The following is a 20012-nucleotide window of genomic DNA, read 5'->3' as shown; positions in this document are numbered from 1 at the left end:
ATGGCCCGCGTTTTCAGTCGCGAGCAGATCGAGTCTTGCGCATCACGCTCGTCCGGCACGCCGAGTCCGAGGCGAATTCCTTGAATATGTACGGTAGTCAGACCGATACCGGGCTGACCGACCGCGGCCGCCGGCAATGCGCCTTCCTGGCTCAGCAAAGGGATCGATTCGACGGTGCGCGGATCATCGCCAGCGACCTCGCGCGCGCGACCGAAACGCTTCGTCTCGTCCTTGGGTCCGCAGTGGACGCGACCCTCGAGCAAGTCTGGCGCGAGCGCGATTTTGGCGGCGCCGCCGGGATGACGGCGGATGCGGCGCGCGCTCGCTATCCCGCACTGTTCGATTTCGAGGGTGGCGGATGGTTCGCGGCCAAGACAGAGGACGGTGAGTCCCTCGCCGACGTGGATCGTCGCGTCCGCGTCGCGCTCGAGGAGATCGTGGCGCGCGACGACAGCCACGTCGCCGTCTTCACCCACGGCGGCCCCATACAGCTTTCGATTTGCGCAGTGCTCGGCCTGGACCCGCGCACGCACATGCGGCGATTCAACGTCGAGAACACCGCGATTGCGACACTTCAGAGTTCGCCGTGGGGTGTCGTAGTCACTGGGTGGAATGAGGTGTCGCACCTGCCGTCCGCGGAGCGCACGGGCGTATTCGAGGCCTAGGAAACCTCTGATTTAGTCGCGGGTTGGCCAAGAACCGGACCCGGCTGTGCCTGTTGTTCGGGTTCGCCAATCTGCCGCTCGCGGCACGCGCCGCGCCGGCGTAAGCGGGCGCATTGCGCCCCGCGCGGGGACGATCGCACCCCCGCAACGGATAGAGACGGCGGATCGAGTCAGCGCGCTGCCCCCAGGCCGTGATCCCGGACCCGCGCTCAAGCCTAGGCGCTCAGGCCCCCCTGTTGTTCAGAGGTTTCTTAGAAGTCCCACGCAATTCCTAGTTCCGGCCGTGACTCTTTCAGGCGCACCAGGGGGCGTCTGCACTCCAGCGGTTAAAACTGCGGATGGGCTGGCCGGCCAGCCGGGCGCGGGCGTCAAACCAGAGGTCGCGCCAGGCGTTGTGGTCGGCGAGGGCGGATTCCGGGTTGGAAGCGCTGCGGGCGACGAAGTCGGGAAAGTCGGCGCGGCCGTTGATCTGGCCAGTGGGCTGATAGCGCAGGTCCATGCTCCAGCGCACGCTGTCGCTGAGGTTGGGAAGAGCGCAGTGGGGCGTGAAGCGAGTCATCAGGAGGACCGAACCGGCGCGCATCGGGAGCGGCAAGAAGTCGTTTTCATCCAGTGCCTGTGGAGTTATCGCCAGGCCCTCGTTGCCGGGGCAGTGATTGAGGATTCCGCCCCGGTGGCGCCGTGGCCAGACGCCAAGGCAACCCATCTCGGCGGAGACGTCGGTGATTGGCATCCAGACGGTGAGAACCTCGCTGGCGTCGGCATCGGCGGATTGCACGCCGATATCCTGGTGGGCCGACGTGGTGAGGGTGTTTTCATCAGGGATGCCGTTCCATTGATTGTCAGTCCTGGCGAGTGAGAGAGGGGTTTTGACGCGGATGTGTTGGATTGGGCTGGAGGTTATCTCGGGTCCGATGATCGACTCGACAAGGTCGAGCAGGATCGGGTGTGTGAGGATGCTAAAGGCGCCGTTCCCGAGGTAAATCGGGGTGTCGGAGTCAATTGATCTCCTCTGTGGGAGAGAGATGTCGAATTCTTGGGCGGGAAAGGCGCCGGGGGCGCGGAGAACCTGTAGCACACGCTGCCCGAAGGACTCCTCAGAGTCGTAGTGTTTGATGTCGCCGGCCTCAAGCAGGCGGCGAGCGATCCGGTCGAGAATGTTTCCGAGCTCTTCGTTGAGCAACTTGAAATCGCGGGCCGGGTCGAAGACATCATCGATGACGAGATACCCTTCGCGGTCAAAGAAGTCCCTTTGGCTCGTGCTGAGACCCCGCGCGTTGGCGATCATCCGTCCTTCCTCCTGTGGCGCGTTGAGCGACGTGGTGACGGTCACAGCCTAAACTCCTCAAGGGATATCGGGCGGCACAGGGGTCTCCGCCGCAGGCCGGTCGGCCTGCGGCGGAGATTGGTTGCTGTGTCAACCGCCGAAATCGAGCTCGACCGGCTCAGCGTCCTTGAAGAAAAACTGCTCGGGGCGCGCGGGGCCCGGGCTATAGGCCGCTTGCCCATATGGGAGAACCTCCGCCACATTCTCAAGCCGGTTGCTCCGAACTCGCACACCAATGAGCGCCGGCGACAGGCCGACCGTCCCGATGACCCACAGGTTGTCCACCATGATGCGGTGAATCTCCTTGCCGAGTTCCCGGGCTTCTTCGACGGAGACTCCCTTGGCTCGCTGGTGGAGTTCCTGCTGGCGCCGGATCTCACTGCCCGCGGGCGGCTCCAACCCTCTGGCACCGCCAGTCTCGTACCAGATCCCGTAGAGCGGGGCGGCAGAGGCCGCGGAGGCCATGAGGGACGATCCCGGGTAGAGGAGCGGTGTGTCGTTCCCGTGCAGCGACCAAATCCAGATTTGCAACTCGCCATTTGCCCGTCGCACGTTGAACAAGCTGCGCTCGAGCACCTGAAAGTTGACGCGGATTCCGAGGTTCCGCTCCCACATCTGACCCACGGACTCAGCGATACCTGGAAAGTCCACAAAGGACGCCGCGACCGAGACAAGATCCAGAATCAACGTGCCTTCGCCATCGCTGCGCAATCGGAAACCGTCGGCATCGCGTTCTGCCAGGCCCAGCTCGTCAAGGATCGCGTTGGCCTTCGCAGGATCGAAGTCGGCATACTTCGTGCGGTACTCGGGCTCGGGGGCGTAGGGCGAGCCAGGGGCTGGCGAGGTCGTGCCGGGCGAACCCAGGCCCACCCAGTGAATCTCGTTTAGCTCGTCGCGGTCGATGCCGTGCGACAGCGCCCGCCGGAAGTCAAAGGTCTCAAGCCACTTCTTGATCTCCGGGTCATCACCTTGCCACGCCTGGTTGAAGTGAAAGCCACCCTCGGTGCCGTGGTTTCCGTTATAGAAGCTCACGGTGTAGCCGCCTCTGATTTCGTTGGCCTTCAAGACGGGTACGTTGCCGATGACGATGTGCCGGACCTGAAAGTCAAGTTCGCCAGCTACGGCCCTGAGGTTTAATACCTCCAAGTCCTCGGCAAGATCGGTCCGGATTCGGTCAATGTAGGGCAGCTGATTGCCCTCGATATCCACAGCGTGATAGTAGGGATTTCGCTCCAGCAATACCTGCGGTGTGCTGTTAGCGGTTAGAGGCTTCCAGGCGGTTGTCACCGGACACCCCGGGTTGCGCACGGGGTGCGCGACCGTCTTCATGTGCTGGACCCAGTTTTCGTAGCCGGCGTCGCTGGCCAGCTTCGCGGCGTTGTCGTCACCGACGTGCTTGGGGTGAAACTGGGATAGGTAGTGCTTGGGTGCCCAGATGCTATTTCCGAGGTGACTCGAGGAGAACGCGCCGCCAGGCGGGTTCGAAGCCAGCTGCTCGACGAAAACGAAGTTGGGTGCGCCGAAGCGGACTCTGACCGTGTAGTCGTCCACCTTCTCCCACGTACCCTGTTCACCTTGGGAGTCGGCATTCCAGGTAGACCCGCCTGGGTGGTAGTCGTCGTTCAGATACAAGTCCTCGTACCAAAACATGACGTCGTCAGCAGTAAGCGGCGTGCCGTCGGACCAGCGGTGCCCCTCGCGCATGAAGAAAGTAAAGGTGGTCCCGCCGTCACTGACCTCCCACCCCTTGGCGATATAAGGGACGACTTTGGTTAGCTGGCTGTTCCAGTACAAGAACGTGTCGTGGAGGATGCGGTCAAAGTTGGCGAGGTCGCCGGGCCCAGTGAACGCCCGGCGCATCGTGCCGCCATACTTGCCAATTCGCCGCAGCGGCCGGTAGACCAACGGCTCCTTTGGCAGCCGCTCCGAGATAGGTGGAAGCCTCCCGGCCTGCACCAACGCGGTCCATTGCGGCGCCTCGGAGAACGACTCCGGAATGAAGCCAGTCACGACGTCGACGTTCTCACCGCTGGCCGGCTGGAGGGCCGGTATCACCCGCTCGGTCTCAATGACCTTTTCTACGACCTTCTCGACCGGAACTTCCTTGATCACGGTGGTCGCGACCGGCACTTCCACTTCCTTGGTGACGATCTTCTCTTGGATCACCACCCTCTCGACCGGGACCTCTTTGATCACAGTCGTCTCGATCGGCACTTCCTTGGTGGCGACCTCAGTCTCGCCACAGGCCATCAGAATCGGCACGCCCGCGACTCCGACTGCGCCGCCTCCGATCAAACGAAGCCAATGTCGACGCGACAGGCGTTTCATAACCAACCTCCCCGGTACCAACCTCGGATGCGATACCCGCTTTGCTCAACAATCACGCTTGCGCCGACCGGAGATGCCTAAAGCCGGTGCGACGATCCCGATGACGATTTCGATATCGTGCGCATCGCGCAATCGTGCGCATAGCGTATGCGAGCACTATTGATGCGTCAACGCAGGCGATGCGTACGCTGCCACCTGTTAGGGCCGTTCAGACTGCGTCTGCCGCTGCGTACGAGTTGTTGTTGAACATCCCTCTCGTATACGGTATCCGGGAGGCGCCGCTGGTTCATCGGACGCGGCGCACCTGGGGTTTGTCAGCGCTCGGCGATCCGTCATCTGTGGTGGTCAACAGTCCGGCGCTTTGCGGTTTCGTTAGGGTTCTCTGCGACGTATGCTGGGAAAGCAGCGAATACAGACGTGAGTTCTCGGCTCTCAGTGCCGCGTGGGGCTGTGCATCGCGAGGGCGTCGTCTGATTGCGGGAAGAGGATCCGGATCCTCCTGCTGACATTGGCGCATGAGCGGACAGACGGCCAGCGCGGCAATATCCCCTGGCGGCTGGGCCGCGTCGGCTCGTGCAGGCGCTCGGTGAGCGGATGCGGCGTTCGCCGTTCAAGTGGCGACAGCCCATCATCGCCAGCATTCACACCAGACCATCGACCGAGTTTCGCAGTTGGCGCACGACACGGGGGGTTATAGACGTGCCAAAGTTCGGCCTGGCCATCTCGTCGAATTATTTCGTGGAAGATGAGCGTGCGGGGGGGTTGGAGCCGATTGTGCGCGGCCTGGCCGCAGCCGGAATCCGCGGCTGCGAGCTCTCTTTCAAGCACGTGGAGCCCCCTGTCGATATCGCGGTGGTGCGATCGGTGCTCGATCGGCATGGCGTGCAGGCCCCAACCATCCACCCACCAATCGGCGCCACGAATCTGGGGGCGCTGGACGAGGACCACCGCCAGGCTTCGGTAGCGGAGATCAGCGCGTGCTTCGAGCCGTACGCGGCGCTGGGCGGCGGCGCGGCGATCGTGCATCCCAGCGGCAGCGGGGTTCCACCGAACAAGTCACTCGAATGGGACGAAGGGAACCGCGCGGCGCACCTGGATGCCTTTCGTCGCTCGCTGGACGAGTTGCTGCGGATGGCCGAGACGCTCGGCATTCGCCTCGCCTGCGAAAACATGCCGTCACATGGCCGGCCCCGGCCGGGGGTCCTGATGGAAGAGGTGCGGGCCGTGATCGACGGCTACCCCGATGAGGTGGGACTCTGCCTGGACACCGGGCACGCGTACATGAGCGGGCTCGATCCAGCGGCCGAAGCGCGCATCGCTGGCGAGCGCCTCATGGCGTTGCATCTGCAGGACACGGACGGCGTGGCGGACCGGCACTGGATGCCTGGCCAGGGAGATGTGGATTGGGCGGAGTTGTACGCGGCGTTGACCACCATGGGCTTCGACGGTGCGTGGACGTTCGAAGTCCACATCGAACCCGCGGCGGCCGCGGCGGCCGCCCGGCGCGTCGCGGACGGCTGGGTGGCCGGGCGGTTCTAGCTCGGCTGCGCCCGGGCCACGCTTGGCCAGCCGCCCGCGCTAGGGCTGAAATGATCCGATGGCAGGCTGGGGCTGAAATGATCCGATGGCAGGCTGGCTGATCCGCCGAACGCTGTTTGCGTTCGCGACGTTGTGGGCGATTTCGATGCTGTCGTTCGTCGTCATTCAAATCCCGCCGGGCGATTACGTGACCTCATACATCGCGCAGTTGCAATCGCAGGGCACCATCTTCACCGACCACGAAGCGCAGGCGCTGCGCGATCTCTACGGGCTCGATCAGCCGGTCATCTTGCAGTACTTCCGCTGGCTGGGCCTGATGGCGCAGGGAAATTTCGGGGTGTCTTTCGAGTTCAACCGGCCGGTTCTGGATGTGATCGGCGATCGATTCCTGCTGACTATTGTGGTGTCGGTAGCGGCGCTGCTGCTCACGTGGATCGTGGCGCTGCCGATCGGCGTCTACTCGGCCGTCAAGCAGTACTCCATCGGCGACTATGCGTTCACCTTCATCGGGTTCATTGGTCTGGCGATTCCGGGCTTCCTCTTGGCGCTCGTGCTGATGTATTTCGGATTTGTTCTGTTTGACGCCAACGTCGGTGGCCTCTTCTCGCCGGAGTACGCCCAGGCGGATTGGAGCTGGGCCAAGTTCTGGGATCTGATGCAGCACATGCCGATACCCGCGCTGGCGCTGGGACTGGCGGGGACCGCGTTCCTGATACGCATCATGCGGGCGAACTTGCTGGATGAGCTGCGTAAGCCGTATTTGGTAACCGCGCGGGCGAAGGGCCTGACGAACAGCCGGGCGGTGCTCAAGTACCCGGTGCGCGTGGCACTGAATCCGTTCGTGAGCATCGTGCCTTTCGTGCTGCGAGACATCGTGGGAGGCAGCGTGATCGTATCGATCGTGCTGAGCTTGCCGACGCTCGGGCCGATTCTCCTGAAGTCGCTGATCGCGCAAGACTCCTTCCTGGCGGGGACGATCATTCTGTTATTGGGCGTCATCACGGTAGTCGGCACGCTGATTTCGGACATCTTGCTGGTGATTCTTGATCCGCGAATCAAGTTTGAGGCGCGCGGTGGCTGAGGACCACACCACCCGAACGATTGAGAGCACAGTGGCCGTCGGCGGCGCGCGCGAGGAAGAGCGCATCTCGGTCGCCACACAGTGGCAACTCACCTGGTGGCGATTCCGCAAACACAAGGTCGCGAACATCGCGGCGATTGTGCTGATCACGTATTACGTGGTGGTGCTGTTTGCGGACTTCTTCGCCTACGCCGATCCGAACTTGCCGGCGGCCAAGCGCGGTCTATTGCCGCCGCAGCCGATTCACCTGTTCGATGACGACGGGTGGAACCCGCATGTGCTCGCATTCGAGGGAAGTCGCGATCCGGAAACGTTCGAACGCGTGTACGAGATCCTGGGCGATCAACCGATCTCGGTGCAGTTCTTTGCGCAGGGATTGGAGTACGAGATCTTGGGCATCATTCCGTGGGACCGGCACCTGATCGGTGTGAGCGACGACGCGGGTGGCACGCTGGCGCAGGAGCATGTGTCGCTGCTGGGCACTGATATTCAAGGGCGCGACATGTGGTCGCGGATCGTTTTCGCGACCAGGATCTCGATGACGATCGGGCTGATCGCGGTGGCGATCAGTCAGATTCTGGGAATCGTGATCGGCGGCGTGTCGGGGTACTTCGGCGGCCTGATCGACACCGTGATTCAACGCATCATCGAAATCGTGCGCTCGATCCCGCAGATTCCGCTGTTGATGGGAATTGCCGCAGCGGTGCCGAAGGACTGGTCGATCGAGCAGATCTACTTCGCGATCACAATCCTTCTGGCGTTGATCTTGTGGACCGAACTGGCGCGCGTGGTGCGCGGCCGCTTTCTCTCGCTGCGGGAAGAGGACTTCGTGATGGCCGCCGAGCTGGCCGGGGCCAGCCGCATGCGCATCATCCTGCGACACATGGTGCCCTCGTTCCTGAGCCACATCATCGCGGCCACGACGCTGGCCATCCCCACCATCATCATCAGCGAGACCTCGCTGTCATTCCTGGGTCTAGGCTTGCGGCCGCCCGCCATCTCCTGGGGGGTGCTGCTGCAGCAGGCGCAGAACATTCAGACGTTGGCGCTGTCACCCTGGCTGCTGCTGCCGGCGCTGCCGGTGATCGTCGCGATTCTGGCGTTCAATTTCCTCGGGGACGGTCTGCGGGACGCCGCGGATCCGTACGGGACCTAGCTGATGGCCACCCTTGCCGCAGGGAAACGGCGGCCACTGCTGCGCGTGCAAGACCTCAAGACCCATTTCTTCCCAGATGAGGGCACGGTGCGCGCGGTGGACGGCGCGAGCTTCGAGGTGTGCGCCGGCCAGACCCTCGGGATCGTGGGCGAGAGCGGCTGCGGAAAGAGCGTGACCGCACGCTCGATATTGCGCATCGTCGAACATCCAGGCGAAATCGTGGAAGGCGAGATTCGTTTTCTGCATCGAACCGACGGACGGGAAGTCGAACTCGATCTGGCGCAGATTTCGGCCGACGGCCCGGAGATGCGGCAGATTCGCGGCGGCGAGATCGCGATGATCTTTCAGGAACCCATGACCTCGTTCAGTCCGGTGCATCCGATCGGGAGCCAAATCGTCGAGGCCATCCGGCTGCACTCGCCGTTGGGCAAGCGCGAAGCCCGTGAACGCGCGGCCGACCTCTTGCGGCAAGTCGGCATCTCACGAGCCGAGGCGCGCCTTAACGAATACGCCTACCAGCTGAGCGGTGGTCTGCGGCAGCGCGCGATGATCGCCATGGCGCTGTCCGCCGAGCCGAGAGTCTTGATTGCCGACGAGCCCACGACGGCTCTGGACGTGACGACGCAGGCGCAGATTCTGGACCTGCTGCGGCAGCTTCAGACCGACCTCGGTATGGCGATCATCCTGATCACGCACAACCTGGGCGTGGTGGCCGAGATGTGCGACAACGTTGTCGTGATGTATCTGGGACGGGTGGTTGAGGAGGGTTCCGTGGATGCGATCTTCCACAATCCCAAGCATCCCTACACACGCCTGCTGCTGCAGTCGATCCCGAGCCTGTATTCAGAGGCGCGTGTCCCGCTGCCCACCATCAGCGGCGCCATCCCGCATCCCTACAACCGGCCCGAGGGCTGCCCGTTCCACGATCGCTGTCCACAATTCATTCCGGGAACGTGCGATCGGCACGTGCCCGAACTCCAGGCGCTCGATGAGCGAACGTCAGATCAATTGGTGAGCTGCTTCCTGTATCACGAGCCCACGGACGAGCGGGCATGACCGTCGAAGGGCCGAACGGACACCCTCTCCTCGAGGTGAAACGCCTCAAGAAGAACTTTCCCATCCGGAAGGGCTTTATGCGCCGCGAGGTGGGCGCGGTGCGAGCCGTGGACGACGTGTCGTTCCACATCGACCGGGGCGAGACGCTGTCGCTGGTGGGTGAGAGCGGTTGCGGGAAGACGACCACGGCCCGCTGCATCCTGCGCGCGATCGACCCGACGGATGGCCAGATTCTGTTCCGGCCAACCGAAGACACGGTGTTCGATGTGGCGCAAAGCACGCGGCGCGAGCTGCGGCGGCTGCGTCGCGACATGCAAATGATCTTTCAGGACCCCTTCAGCTCGCTGAACCCAAGGTTCCCGTTGTTGGAGATCGTCGGTGAGCCGCTGCTGGTGAACGGCATGCGCAGCCGCCGGGAACGGCAGGAGCGGGTGGAAGAGTTGCTGCGCTTGGTGGGTATGCGTCCTGAGTACATGCGCCGATTCCCGCACGCCTTCAGCGGCGGGCAACGGCAGCGCATCGGAATCGCCCGGGCGCTGGCCCTGAACCCCACATTGGTCGTGGCCGACGAGCCGGTATCCGCGCTGGACGTTTCGGTGCAGGCGCAGATCCTGAATCTGCTGCTCGACCTGCAGCAGAAACTCGGGCTCACGTATCTCTTCGTGGCGCACGACCTGAGTGTGGTGAAGCACCTCAGCGACCGGGTGGCGGTGATGTACGTGGGCCGCCTGGTCGAGATGACCGATCGTGAGCGTCTGTTCAACAGCCCGAGGCATCCGTACACGGAGGCCCTGCTGTCGTCGGTGCCGGAGCCGGACCCGCGAAGGCGCTCGCAGCGCATCGTATTGGAGGGCGAGGTCGCGAATCCGGCGGCGCCACCGTCCGGGTGCTATTTCCACCCCCGCTGTCGCTATGCGCAGGACGTGTGCCGGACCGACACGCCCGTCTGGGAAGAGGCGGCGGAGGGTCACTGGGTCGCGTGTCACCGCGCGAAGGAACTGGAGCTGGCGGGTGTGCGCGACCGGCTACCCATGAACACGGCGGCGGGCAACATCACTAATCCCGCGACGAACGCCACGCCAGCGACCTGAGATCTGACGTCTCCTAGCGGAACTGGTAGCCGATCGGCACGTGCCGGCCGCGATCGGCCGCGAGGCTGAGCACGCCGCGCAAGTCGTTGAGCAGAGGAGATTCCGCCGGCACCTCAGCCACGCTCACGAATGGCCTCCGGCGCGACATCCGCGACGTCAATCGCCTCCCCGGTCTCGGAACTGCGCAGCAGCGCCTGCAGCACGGCCATGGTGGCCAGATTGTTACGCCCGCTGCTGGCAGGCTCTTTGCCCAACCGGAAGGAGTCCCTGAAGAAGATGGCGAGGGTCTCCTCTAACCAAGCGTCGTCGTAGCTCGTATCGAGCGTCACCGGTTGCTGGCTGCCGTCGAGCGCAATCTGGATCAGCTCGGCCGCGTCGTCACCGCGCCCCGGATGCGCGGCGCGGTGCACCAAGGTTGCGGCTTCGCAGTCGATCCGAAAGCTATAGCCGGGCTTGTGCGATTCGAAGCTGGACAAGTATTGGACCACGGAACCGTCGTCGAATTCGAGCGTCGCCTGCAGCGAGCTGGGCGCCACGGCATCGCTGAATCCTGGCGAAAAGAGGCGGCCGAAGACGCGCGTCGGACTCCCGGGCATCATCGCGATGAGCGAATCGATGGTGTGGACGTCTGCCCGCCAGAGTCGCGAAGTCCCGTCCTCGGCGGCCGGCTCGCGTGCAGGCAGATCGTGCCGCAGGTATCCGAAGCCGACCCCTCCCAACGCGCCCTGCGCCAAGAGTTTCGCGATGGTGCGTTCCACCGCCGCGAGCCGGTACTGCTGGGCGACCACGATCGCCAGGTCCTTCGCCGCGGCGATCTTCACGGCCTCGGCGGCATCGGCGTAGTTGGTGGTGAACGGCGTCTCGGTAAAGACGTGCGCCCCGGCCCTGACGGCCTCCAAGATGATGGCGGCGTGCGCCGACGCCGGCGCACAGACGAAGACGGCCGCAATCTCATGCGCCTGCAGCGCGGCGGCGAGCGAGGCGTGGCAAGCGAGCTCGGGCAAGTCAGTGAACTCGCGGGCCTCGCCAAACCGCTCCGCGTCCGTGTCCACCAAAGCGACGGGCGTGAAGCCGCCGACCCAATGCGAGGCGCGGAGGTAGCGCATGCCGCGACCGCCCAGGCCGACGTAGGCGGTGGGAACCGGCTCAGGTTGCATGACCGAGAGCGAGATTCCAGAAGAGGCGCACGGGAATTGTAGTCAATGCTCAGCGAACATCGTGACAAGCACGCGGCGCGCCGCTTCCTTCGGATCCTGCTCGAGGTCGCAGGCCACAAGCCGCTGCGGGTCACCATCGATCATCACCCGGCCTACCGCAAGGCGATTCGCTGGATCCTCGGTCGGACGGTTCTCCACCGACGCATCCAGTGTCTGAACAACCTCGCCGAACAGGACCATCGCGCCATCAAGCAGCGCTATTACCCGATGCTGGGCTTCGGGCGTTTCGAGCCAGCAGCGCGATTCTGCGCGGCGTTTGACGAGCTAGGACACTACTTCCGGATACGGCACCGAGGCGGCGCCCATATCCCGCTGCCCGAGCAGCGACGGCTGTTCGTCGCGCGCTGGCAGGCATTGGTCAGCGAGATGGCTGCGGCGTAAGTCGGCAGACCGATGGGGGCTCCTCGTCCCTCACCACCAGCGACCTGAGATCTGACGTATCCGAGCGGAACTGGTAGCCGATCGGCACGTGCCGGCCGCGATCGGCCGCGAGGCTGAGCACGCCGCGCAAGTCGTTGAGCGAAGGCGCAGGCGCCTTGTCAATGTGCACGTGCTTGTCGTGGACGAGAGCCTCCCGCACCCAGCGCAGGTTGTCGTGCGGACGGGTCTCGATGAAGACGACCTCAATCGTTGGGTCCTCCAGTACGTCACGCGCCGCCAAGTGGCGAACGTCGCTGAACGGCGCGCGTTCGCGCTGGCGCTCCCATTCCGCGGCGTCGGGTTCGAACGCGCCCACCAAGTCCATGTGGGGCGAGCGACGAATGGCCTCGGCCTTGCCCCAGGCGTGATCGTGGCTGATGCCGATGAACGCGGCGCGCAGAGGAGATTCCGCCGGCACCTCAGCCACGCTCACGAATGGCCTCCGGCGCGACATCCGCTGTGAGGGCGTTGAACGAACGGGCTGAAGGCTTGATGTCGCGAAACGCCGTGAATCGGCGGCTTTCGCCGATCCACTTCGGTTAGGAGCGGGGGACGGGGCTCGAACCCGCGACATCCAGCTTGGAAGGCTAGCGCTCTGCCAACTGAGCTACCCCCGCCGATGCTTGAATTATCGGGCGGTGCCGGATTCGGGGCAATGGGGGAATGGGCAATCTCGCAATCCGGGCGCCGTGCGGGATCCAGCCTAACCAGGCGACCTCAACTCGCCGGTTGAAGAGGTGGGGTGGATTCCCGTCTTCGCGGGAATGACGGAATAAAGGCGGAAATGACGAAGCTGCCGTGTCACCGGTCCAATGGTGGCCGACCCAGAGGCTCGTATTCGGGAAGAATCGGCCCGCTACTCGACGGCGCCGTGCTCCAGCGCCCAGGATCTGGCCTGGCGCAGCGACTGCATGACCTCGTCGTCCGACACGGACTCTTCGTGGACTTCGTAGGTGGCGTCGCCGAAGATCCCGATATCGAACGTGATCCGCTTGCCGGGATCGCGCGCGACGGTGAGAGGACCGTCGAAACCCTGCTCGGCCAATCCCGCCATGAACGGCTCCAGCGGAGCGACGCCATCTCCCAGATCCACCGGGCAATATTCGCCCTCCGCGGCCACGTCCTTGAGGTGGACCACCTTGATCCGGTCGCCGGCGATGTCGAACAGCTCGGCGGGGTCCTGTCCGCCCGCCGCGAACCACCCGGTGTCCGGACCCGCGCCGATGCGCGAGCCAACCGAGCCGTTCAGCCCCGAGTAGTCCGACGGGCGGCCGAACGGGTAGGGCCACTGGTTGGCGATGGCGAGGTCGATCTGAAACTTCTGGCACAGCGGCTCGAGCTCGCGGGCCTTGCTGAGATTGGCGCATTCGGCCACCACGCGGCTCGCCCCGAGCCGGGACGCGACCTCGAACATGCGCGGCATGCGGGTCCAGTTCTCCTCGGCGCCGGTCGGGTAGTACGCGACGACCTCCAGGCCGGTGCGGGAGATCTCGTGCGCCACGTTGTCGATCAACGCATTGGTCATGGTGTTGTAGTCGCAATGGACCGACGACAGCTCCACAAAGCGATAGCCGGCCTCGGCGATTTTGACGACGGCCGTCTCGATGGGATCGCCGGCGAAGACGCTGGTCATGCAGGCCAGCTTCATCGGGGCGGCGCTCCGTGTCGGACCGTTATTCCCGACTCCAGGATGCCGGCGTGACGCGACCCGGTCGGGACCATGCCGATACCCATCACGGACAAGCCGCAGCGGGACATTCATCAACGCGCAATGCGCTTGAGAACGAGGGCAGGAGCGTCATGGGGCATGAGTCTACCTAGCAGCCGCCGCTCCTGCGAGACGCCCCGCGTGGCACCGACTGCGGGCTGGGTCGACCAGGGCGTACAGTGCTCCTCGCGAGCCGCATAGCTGCTGCCGCCGGTGGGAGACAACGGATGGACGCCGCGTGAATTCGCTGCAGTCAGAGGTTCGCGAACGACTGCGCGGGCCGATTAACTCCGTCCCCGTGGCGTTCAGCGAAGACGGGCAGATCGACTACGCCGCGCTGACGCGCATGATCGATCGGTCGCTGGACGCCGGCTGCGGCGTCGTGATGCTCACCTGGGGCAACAGCCTCATGTCGCTGCTCACCGACGGCGAGGTGGCCGACGTGCATGCCGCAGTGGCGCGCGACGTGGCGGGACGGGCGCTCACGGTGGCCTGCGACAACATGTGGGGGCTGCCGAAGTGCGTGGAATTCGGACGTCACGTGCGCGAGCTGGGGTTCGACCTCTACATGGTACGGCCCCCCATCGCCATGCCTGGCACGCCGAAGTCGCTGGCGGACTACTACACGGCAGTCGCCGCCGAGATTCCGATGATGCTGGTGGGAGACGTGCCGTTCGCTACCTGCGAGTCCCTCGCGACCGTGGCGGGCGTCTGCGCCTTCAAAGAGGATGCGTCGCTGGACTACGCGCATGAGATGGGGATGCGCTGGGGCGACCGCTGGACGGTGGCGGGCGGCGGGGGTCTCAGGCGGCACCATATCCTTGCGTCCCACGAGTGGTGCCCCGCGTGGCTCGACTATTTCGTGTGCAGTCTTCCGGACCCGGCGTTCGACTACTGGGCAGCCAGTCGGGCGAACGATTTGGCGACGGCCTGGCGCCTCGTCTCACGCTGGGAGTTGCCACTGCGCGACTACGCCGCGGCAACCACCTACGGCTGGGACGGGTTGGTGCGGCACGCTCTTCCGGAGCTCTTCGGCACCGCGCCGCGCTGGCGCCGCTCGCCCGCACCGAACCCGAGCGACGCCGAAATGGCGGCGCTGCGCGTGTTCCTCGAAGGGCTGGAGTGGCCGCTGCCCGATGCGTGAGGGCATTGCCGATCGCGCGTTGGCCGCCGAGCCGATCTATCTCACCGATCTGTCGCGGTGCCGCCCGGCGGACGCGCTCTCGCCCAAGCCCCGCCGCAGGCACTGGCGCACGCTCAGCTACACGGCCGACGGCTTCGACGGCGTGATGCTGCTGGCCGGGCCGGAGACGGCGGCGCCCGACATCCACCTGCCGCTCGAAGTCGACGGCTGGCACGCCGTGTCGATCGGGGTGATGCCGGCACGCACGGTCGAAGAAGGCGGCGGCCTGGAGCTCGAGGTCCGACTGAGCGACGAGCCCGTGCCCACGCTGATGAAGCTGCCGCCGGACCGCGAGACGCCGCCGTCGCTGGTGGAGATGTACTGGAAGACCGCCGACCTGACGGGGCGCACCCTCGTCCTGGGCCAGGTTACGGCGCGGATGGCGCCAGGCGATGAACCCGGATCGGTGCAGTGCGGGTCGGCGCGGGTGGCTTATGTCAAGCTGGTGCCGCTCGACACCTCCGAGATCGCCGGCGTCCAGGCGGACCAGGCTCGTCGCGACACCCGGCGACTCTTCGCCCACCAGGACGCGAATGGCCCCCTAGGTCTCTGGCGGCTCACCTCGGCGCGCGACATCCAACGCGAGATCGAGCCCTACCGCGACACCGATTTCTCCCGGCTCTACTGGGAGGTCGGTCGCGGCGATCTAATGTTCTCCCACACCGACTTGGGACGCGAAGCTACCTTCGACGGGCTGGGCGACTTCGCCCGGGTCTTCGACCGCCTGCACGTGGAGAGCCGGCGCGCGCTGCGCGAGCAAGACATCGATCCCTTCGACGTGGCGGTGGAATACGCATACGAAGTCGGCCTCGAAGTCCACGCGGCCTATCGGGTGGCGGGGTTTCGCTTTCCACCGCCCTACGACCATTTCAACTGGGGCAACAGCGTCTACGAGCGCCATCCGGAGTGGCGCGGCGTCAACCGCGAGGGCGGGCTGACACCCCGCCTGGCCTACACCTATCCCGAAGTGCGCGTGAACGTGGTCGGGCTATTGCGCGAGATGTGCCGGCGCCCGATTGACGGCGTTTGCCTGCTCTACTGCCGCCGCCCGCCGCTGGTCGAGTACGAGCCGCCCGTCGTCGAAGGATTCAAGCGGCGATTCGGTCTGGACCCGCGCGCGCTGGACCCCCTGGATCCGCGCTGGCTGCACTACCGCGCCGAGGTCCTGACGGAATTCATGCGCGAAGTGCGGCAAATGCTGGATGAAACTGCCGGCGCGCAGGGGCGTTCGGAGCCGTTCCACCTCTCGGCGGTGGTGCTCAGCAGCGACGCCGAGAACCTGGAGAACGCCATCGACCTGCGGCAATGGGTGGCGCAGGGTCTGGTCGACACGATCATTCCCTATACCTCCGAGCGCGACCTCGACAGCACGACGCCGGCCTGGACCGACCCGGCCTCCATGCAATTCTTCGTAGACCTCGTGCGCGGGACATCGGTGACGCTGGCGCCGAACGTGATGCCGCGGCACATGCCTCCAGGGGACCTGCGCCGGCGGGCCGCGGACATCTATGCCGCCGGGGCCGAGCACATGTTTTTCTGGGACGCGGCCGGCGGCGGGGGCCGGGCGCACTACGGCCCGATGTGGAACGCGCTGCGCCGGCTCGGACACCGCGAGGAAATCGACGCGTGGTGCGCCGACGGCGCGCCGGATATCGACGCGCGCGTCACGCCGCTGCAAACGCTCGGCGACTGGAATCTGGACTACGCGACGCCGGGTTGAACCGTCCGTCCTACCCGACCTCTCATAGGCATCCGTAGCATCCTCCCAATCCGTTCGTTGAACCCTTCGACAAGCTCAGGGCGAACGGATTGGGGCCAATTCGCCTATATATCCAGCGTGTTGGCGCGCTCCCACTCGCTGGTGTGCCCCATGAAGTCGTTCCAATTGGCCATCTTCAGGCTCACGTAACTGCCCACCAGCTCGTCGCCCAGCCCGGCGCGCATCTCCGCGCTGCCGTCCAGATTGCGCAGCGCGTCCAGCAAGTTCAACGGCAGCCGCGGGACATCGACGTCCGCTCCGGCTTCGTACATGTTGTTGTCGAGACGCTCGCCCGGATCGCGCCGCTGCTCGATGCCGTCGAGCCCGGCGGCGAGCAGAGCGGCTTGCAGCAGATAGGGATTGGCGGCGCCGTCCGGCAGGCGCGTCTCAAGCCGCCCGGCGTCGGGAATGCGCACCATGTGGGTGCGGTTGTTGCCGGCGTAGCTGATCGCGTTCGGCGCCCAGGTCGAGCCGGAGGTGGTGGTCGGCGCATTGAGGCGCTTGTAGCTGTTGACGGTGGGGTTGGTGATGGCGCATAGGGCCGGCGCCGCGTGCAGCACCCCGCCCAGGAAGTGATAGGCCGTCTCCGACAGGCCCATCTCCTCGGTTTCGTCCAGAAATACGTTGGTGTCGCCCGAGGCGTCCCACAGCGAGAAATGGACGTGGCAGCCGCTCCCGGTGAGCTGGGTGAACGGCTTGGGCATGAAGGTGGCCCGCAAGCCCTGCTTCTCGGCCAAGTGACGGACCATGAACTTGAAGAACGCGTGGCGGTCAGCCGTGGTAAGCGCGTCGCTGTAGGTCCAGTTCATCTCGAACTGCCCGTTCGCGTCCTCGTGGTCGTTCTGATAGGGCCCCCAGCCAAGCTCGTTCATCACGTCGCAGATTTCGCGGATGAGCTCGTAGCGCCGCAGCAGCGCCATCTGGTCGTAGCAGGGCTTGTCCTGCGTGTCCTGCCCGTCGGCAATGCCCGAGCCGCCGGCCTCAAGAATGAAGAACTCGCTTTCGACGCCCGACTTCATCTGGAAGCCGCGGGCCTTGGCGGCATCGATGACCTGGTTGAGCACCACTCGCGGCGCATGACCCACGGGCGCGTCGTTCATCACCAGATTGGTCGCCACCCAGCCAAGCTCGGGCTCCCAGGGAAGCTGGATCAGGCTGGCGGGATCGGGCACGGCCCACAGGTCAGGATCGGCCGGGGTCATGTCGAGGTGGGCAGCGAAACCGGCGAAGCCGGCGCCCTCGTCCTGCATCTCCTCCACGGCGTGGGCCGGCACGAGCTTCGAGCGCATGACGCCGAACAGGTCGGTGAAGCTGAAGAGCAGGTACTTGATGCCCTTGTCGCGAACCATGGCCGCCAGATCGTGGTCCATTCGATGCTCCATCTCTGCGTACGCGCCGGGTCGGGTATCGAGGCTTACGGTAGCGCGAATTGCGCGCGGGCTGCCCGACGGTTCAGGTGACCGCGGCTAGTCCGAGGCGCCGAGGCCAGGAATCCAATTCGTGCCGGCCAGTGGCACCCGCGCCATCGCCGCGGCTTCGGGGGTGAGCGCCACGAGGTCCTCCGGCTCGAGATTGAGCATGTGCGACTTGCCGCAGGCTCGCGCCAGAGTTTGGGCTTCGAGGACCATGGTGGACAGGTAGTTGCGCACCCGCCGTGCCGCGGCCTTCGGCTCCAGCCGTGCTTCGAGCTCCGGGTCCTGGGTCGTGACGCCGACTGGACAGCGGCCGGTCTGGCAGTGGTGACAGTAGCCGGGGGCGGTGCCCAGGGCCGCATAGTCCTCCAGGTACAGCGGGCGGTTGCAGTTGAGGGCAATGAGCGCGGCGACACCGATGGAAACCGCATCCGCGCCGAGGGCGAGGGCTTTCGCCACGTCGGCCCCGCTGCGAATCCCGCCCGACACCACCAGCTGCACCTTGCGATGCATGCCCAGCTCTTGCAGCGTGTCGGTGGCCTGGCGCACGGCCGGCAGGGTCGGGATGCCGACGTGCTCGATGAAGATGTCCTGCGTCGCGCCCGTGCCGCCCTGCATACCGTCGAGGACGATCACGTCCGCGCCGGCCTTGACCGCCAGCTGGACGTCGTATTGCACGCGCGTGGCGGCCATCTTCACGTAGATCGGCTTTTGCCAGTCGGTAATCTCGCGCAGCTCGCGGATCTTGATCGTCAGGTCGTCGGGGCCGGTCCAGTCGGGGTGACGGCTGGCGCTGCGCTGGTCGATGCCGGCCGGCAGCGTGCGCATGTCGGCCACGCGGTCGCTCACCTTCAGCCCAAGCAGCATGCCGCCCCCGCCGGGCTTGGCGCCCTGGCCCACGACGATCTCGATGGCGTCGGCGCGGCGCAAATCATCGGGATTGAGCCCGTAGCGCGACGGCAGCACCTGGTAGACCAGCGTCTTGGAGGCGACGCGCTCCTCGTCGGTCATGCCGCCGTCGCCGGTGGTGGTGCTGGTGCCCATTTCGGTGGCAGCCATGCCGAGCGCTTCCTTGGCATTGGCGCTGAGCGACCCGAAGCTCATGCCGGCGATGGTGACGGGAATCTTGAGCTCGATCGGCTGCTTGGCGAAGCGCGTGCCCAGGGTCACGTTGGTGTCGCAGCGCTCGCGATAGCCCTCCAGCGGGTAGCGCGACAGTGAGGCTCCCAGCAGGAGCAGGTCGTCGAAGGTGGGAAGCCGCCGCTTGGCACCCCAACCGCGAATGTCGTAGAGGCCCTCGGACGCCGCGCGCTGGATCTCGGCGATCGTCTCGGGCGGAAACGTCGCAGACTCGCGCAGGACGCCGGGGTCGGACGGCTCGGCCATCAGTAGGTGCCTGCGTGATCGACGTGAAAGTTGTACAGCGTGCGGGCCGAGCCGTAGCGGCGAAACGACCCGGGGTCGGCGTCGATACCGGCGCGGCACAGCAGCTCGGCCAGGCGGCGGCGGTGGTCGTCGGTCATGTCTTTCTCCACGCAATCCGCGCCCAGGCCACCGACTGATCCGGCGACGTACAGCTCGGCCTCGTAGATCGAGTCGCCGAGTCCCGCGCCGGCGTCGCCGCACACGACCAGGCGGCCCGCCTGGGCCATGAACGCGCTCATGTGGCCGACCGAGCCGCCCACGACGATGTCGCCGCCCTTGAGGGAGATGCCGCACCTAGAGCTGGCGTCGCCCTCGATCACCAGCAGGCCACCGTGCGCCGAGGCGCCGGCCCCCTGGCTGGCGTTGCCGGTGACACGCACCGTGCCGGACATCATGTTTTCGGCCAGGCCCGGCCCGGCGTGTCCGCGAACCGTGACTTCGGCGTGCTGGTTCATGCCGGCGCAGTAGTAGCCCACGTGCCCTTCGATTGACACCGACAACGGCGCGTTGAGGCCCACGGCGATGGAGTGCCGGCCGTCCGGGCCGACGATGCGCCACGGGGTCCGCCCGTCGTCGCCGTTCAGATTGTGCAGGCGTTGATTTAGCTCGCGGATGTCAACGCGATTGAGATCGACGGTGATCATC

At 65.4% G+C, this 20012-nt stretch carries 17 protein-coding genes and 1 tRNA gene; 9 read left to right on the top strand and 9 right to left on the bottom strand.

From position 1 onward, the window contains the following. The first annotated feature begins 86 nt into the window (after positions 1–86). Positions 87–665: a histidine phosphatase family protein gene (locus tag OXG79_07005; GenBank protein MCY3783517.1), complete on the top strand. Its 579-nt coding sequence runs from the start codon at positions 87–89 to the stop codon at positions 663–665. Between the two features lie 292 nt (positions 666–957). Here the strand turns inward: OXG79_07005 and OXG79_07000 are convergent, their stop codons facing one another. Together OXG79_07000 and OXG79_06995 are read right to left on the bottom strand one after the other, a co-directional pair. After that, positions 958–1998 (bottom strand): phytanoyl-CoA dioxygenase family protein, encoded by a 1041-nt coding sequence (locus tag OXG79_07000; protein MCY3783516.1) that lies wholly within the window; start codon positions 1996–1998, stop codon positions 958–960. An 84-nt stretch (positions 1999–2082) separates the two neighbouring features. After that, positions 2083–4206 carry an ABC transporter substrate-binding protein gene (locus OXG79_06995; protein ID MCY3783515.1) on the bottom strand — a complete coding sequence of 708 codons (2124 nt, stop codon included), beginning with the start codon at positions 4204–4206 and terminating at the stop codon, positions 2083–2085. 708 nt (positions 4207–4914) lie between these two features. On the opposite strand from OXG79_06995, the gene OXG79_06990 reads away from it, so the two are divergent. The 5 genes from OXG79_06990 to OXG79_06970 all read left to right on the top strand — a co-directional run bounded on the left by OXG79_06990 (position 4915) and on the right by OXG79_06970 (position 10243). Then, positions 4915–5859, top strand: a complete 945-nt coding sequence (locus tag OXG79_06990; GenBank protein MCY3783514.1) for a sugar phosphate isomerase/epimerase — start codon at positions 4915–4917, stop codon at positions 5857–5859. Between the two features lie 85 nt (positions 5860–5944). Then, positions 5945–6940, top strand: coding sequence for an ABC transporter permease (locus OXG79_06985; protein MCY3783513.1), 996 nt, complete (start codon positions 5945–5947; stop codon positions 6938–6940). Beyond that, positions 6933–8096: an ABC transporter permease gene (locus OXG79_06980; GenBank protein MCY3783512.1), complete on the top strand. Its 1164-nt coding sequence runs from the start codon at positions 6933–6935 to the stop codon at positions 8094–8096. The genes OXG79_06985 and OXG79_06980 overlap by 8 nt, the downstream gene beginning before the upstream one ends. Before the next feature lie 3 nt (positions 8097–8099). Then, entirely contained in the window at positions 8100–9152 is a 1053-nt protein-coding gene (locus OXG79_06975; protein MCY3783511.1) for an ABC transporter ATP-binding protein, read from the top strand. Next, complete coding sequence (locus OXG79_06970; GenBank protein MCY3783510.1) at positions 9149–10243, top strand: ABC transporter ATP-binding protein; 1095 nt, start codon at positions 9149–9151, stop codon at positions 10241–10243. Before OXG79_06975 ends, OXG79_06970 begins: the two co-directional genes overlap by 4 nt. Positions 10244–10356: 113 nt before the next feature. On the opposite strand, the gene OXG79_06965 is transcribed toward OXG79_06970, so the two are convergent. Continuing rightward, entirely contained in the window at positions 10357–11400 is a 1044-nt protein-coding gene (locus OXG79_06965) for a Gfo/Idh/MocA family oxidoreductase (GenBank protein ID MCY3783509.1), read from the bottom strand. Between the two features lie 45 nt (positions 11401–11445). Between OXG79_06965 and OXG79_06960 the strand changes: the two genes are divergently transcribed. Continuing rightward, positions 11446–11841 carry a DDE-type integrase/transposase/recombinase gene (locus OXG79_06960; GenBank protein ID MCY3783508.1) on the top strand — a complete coding sequence of 132 codons (396 nt, stop codon included), beginning with the start codon at positions 11446–11448 and terminating at the stop codon, positions 11839–11841. Here OXG79_06960 and OXG79_06955 read toward each other — a convergent pair. From OXG79_06955 to OXG79_06945, 3 genes are all read right to left on the bottom strand, one after another. Further along, positions 11819–12313 carry a Gfo/Idh/MocA family oxidoreductase gene (locus OXG79_06955; GenBank protein MCY3783507.1) on the bottom strand — a complete coding sequence of 165 codons (495 nt, stop codon included), beginning with the start codon at positions 12311–12313 and terminating at the stop codon, positions 11819–11821. The genes OXG79_06960 and OXG79_06955 overlap by 23 nt on opposite strands. Before the next feature lie 111 nt (positions 12314–12424). Beyond that, a tRNA-Gly gene (locus tag OXG79_06950) sits at positions 12425–12497 on the bottom strand. 239 nt (positions 12498–12736) lie between these two features. Further along, the gene (locus OXG79_06945; protein MCY3783506.1) at positions 12737–13528 is read right to left on the bottom strand and encodes a sugar phosphate isomerase/epimerase; all 792 of its coding nucleotides are present in this window, start codon (positions 13526–13528) and stop codon (positions 12737–12739) included. Positions 13529–13826: 298 nt separating this feature from the next. Here OXG79_06945 and OXG79_06940 point away from each other — a divergent pair, with 298 nt between their 5' ends. Further along, positions 13827–14732, top strand: coding sequence for a dihydrodipicolinate synthase family protein (locus tag OXG79_06940; protein MCY3783505.1), 906 nt, complete (start codon positions 13827–13829; stop codon positions 14730–14732). Then, positions 14725–16491 carry a family 10 glycosylhydrolase gene (locus OXG79_06935; GenBank protein ID MCY3783504.1) on the top strand — a complete coding sequence of 589 codons (1767 nt, stop codon included), beginning with the start codon at positions 14725–14727 and terminating at the stop codon, positions 16489–16491. Before OXG79_06940 ends, OXG79_06935 begins: the two co-directional genes overlap by 8 nt. Positions 16492–16595: 104 nt before the next feature. On the opposite strand, the gene glnT is transcribed toward OXG79_06935, so the two are convergent. From glnT to OXG79_06920, 3 genes are all read right to left on the bottom strand, one after another. After that, on the bottom strand, positions 16596–17900 hold the full coding sequence (gene glnT, locus OXG79_06930; protein ID MCY3783503.1) for a type III glutamate--ammonia ligase: 1305 nt from the start codon (positions 17898–17900) through the stop codon (positions 16596–16598). Positions 17901–17996: 96 nt separating this feature from the next. Then, entirely contained in the window at positions 17997–19328 is a 1332-nt protein-coding gene (locus OXG79_06925) for an FMN-binding glutamate synthase family protein (GenBank protein MCY3783502.1), read from the bottom strand. Beyond that, positions 19328–20011 carry a hypothetical protein gene (locus tag OXG79_06920; GenBank protein ID MCY3783501.1) on the bottom strand — a complete coding sequence of 228 codons (684 nt, stop codon included), beginning with the start codon at positions 20009–20011 and terminating at the stop codon, positions 19328–19330. The genes OXG79_06925 and OXG79_06920 overlap by 1 nt, the downstream gene beginning before the upstream one ends. Between the last annotated feature and the right edge of the window lies 1 nt (position 20012).

The sequence above is a fragment of the Chloroflexota bacterium genome (genome assembly GCA_026706485.1).
Taxonomy (GTDB): Bacteria; Chloroflexota; UBA11872; order UBA11872; family UBA11872; genus JAJECS01.
This window is presented reverse-complemented; position numbering and strand designations above follow the sequence as displayed.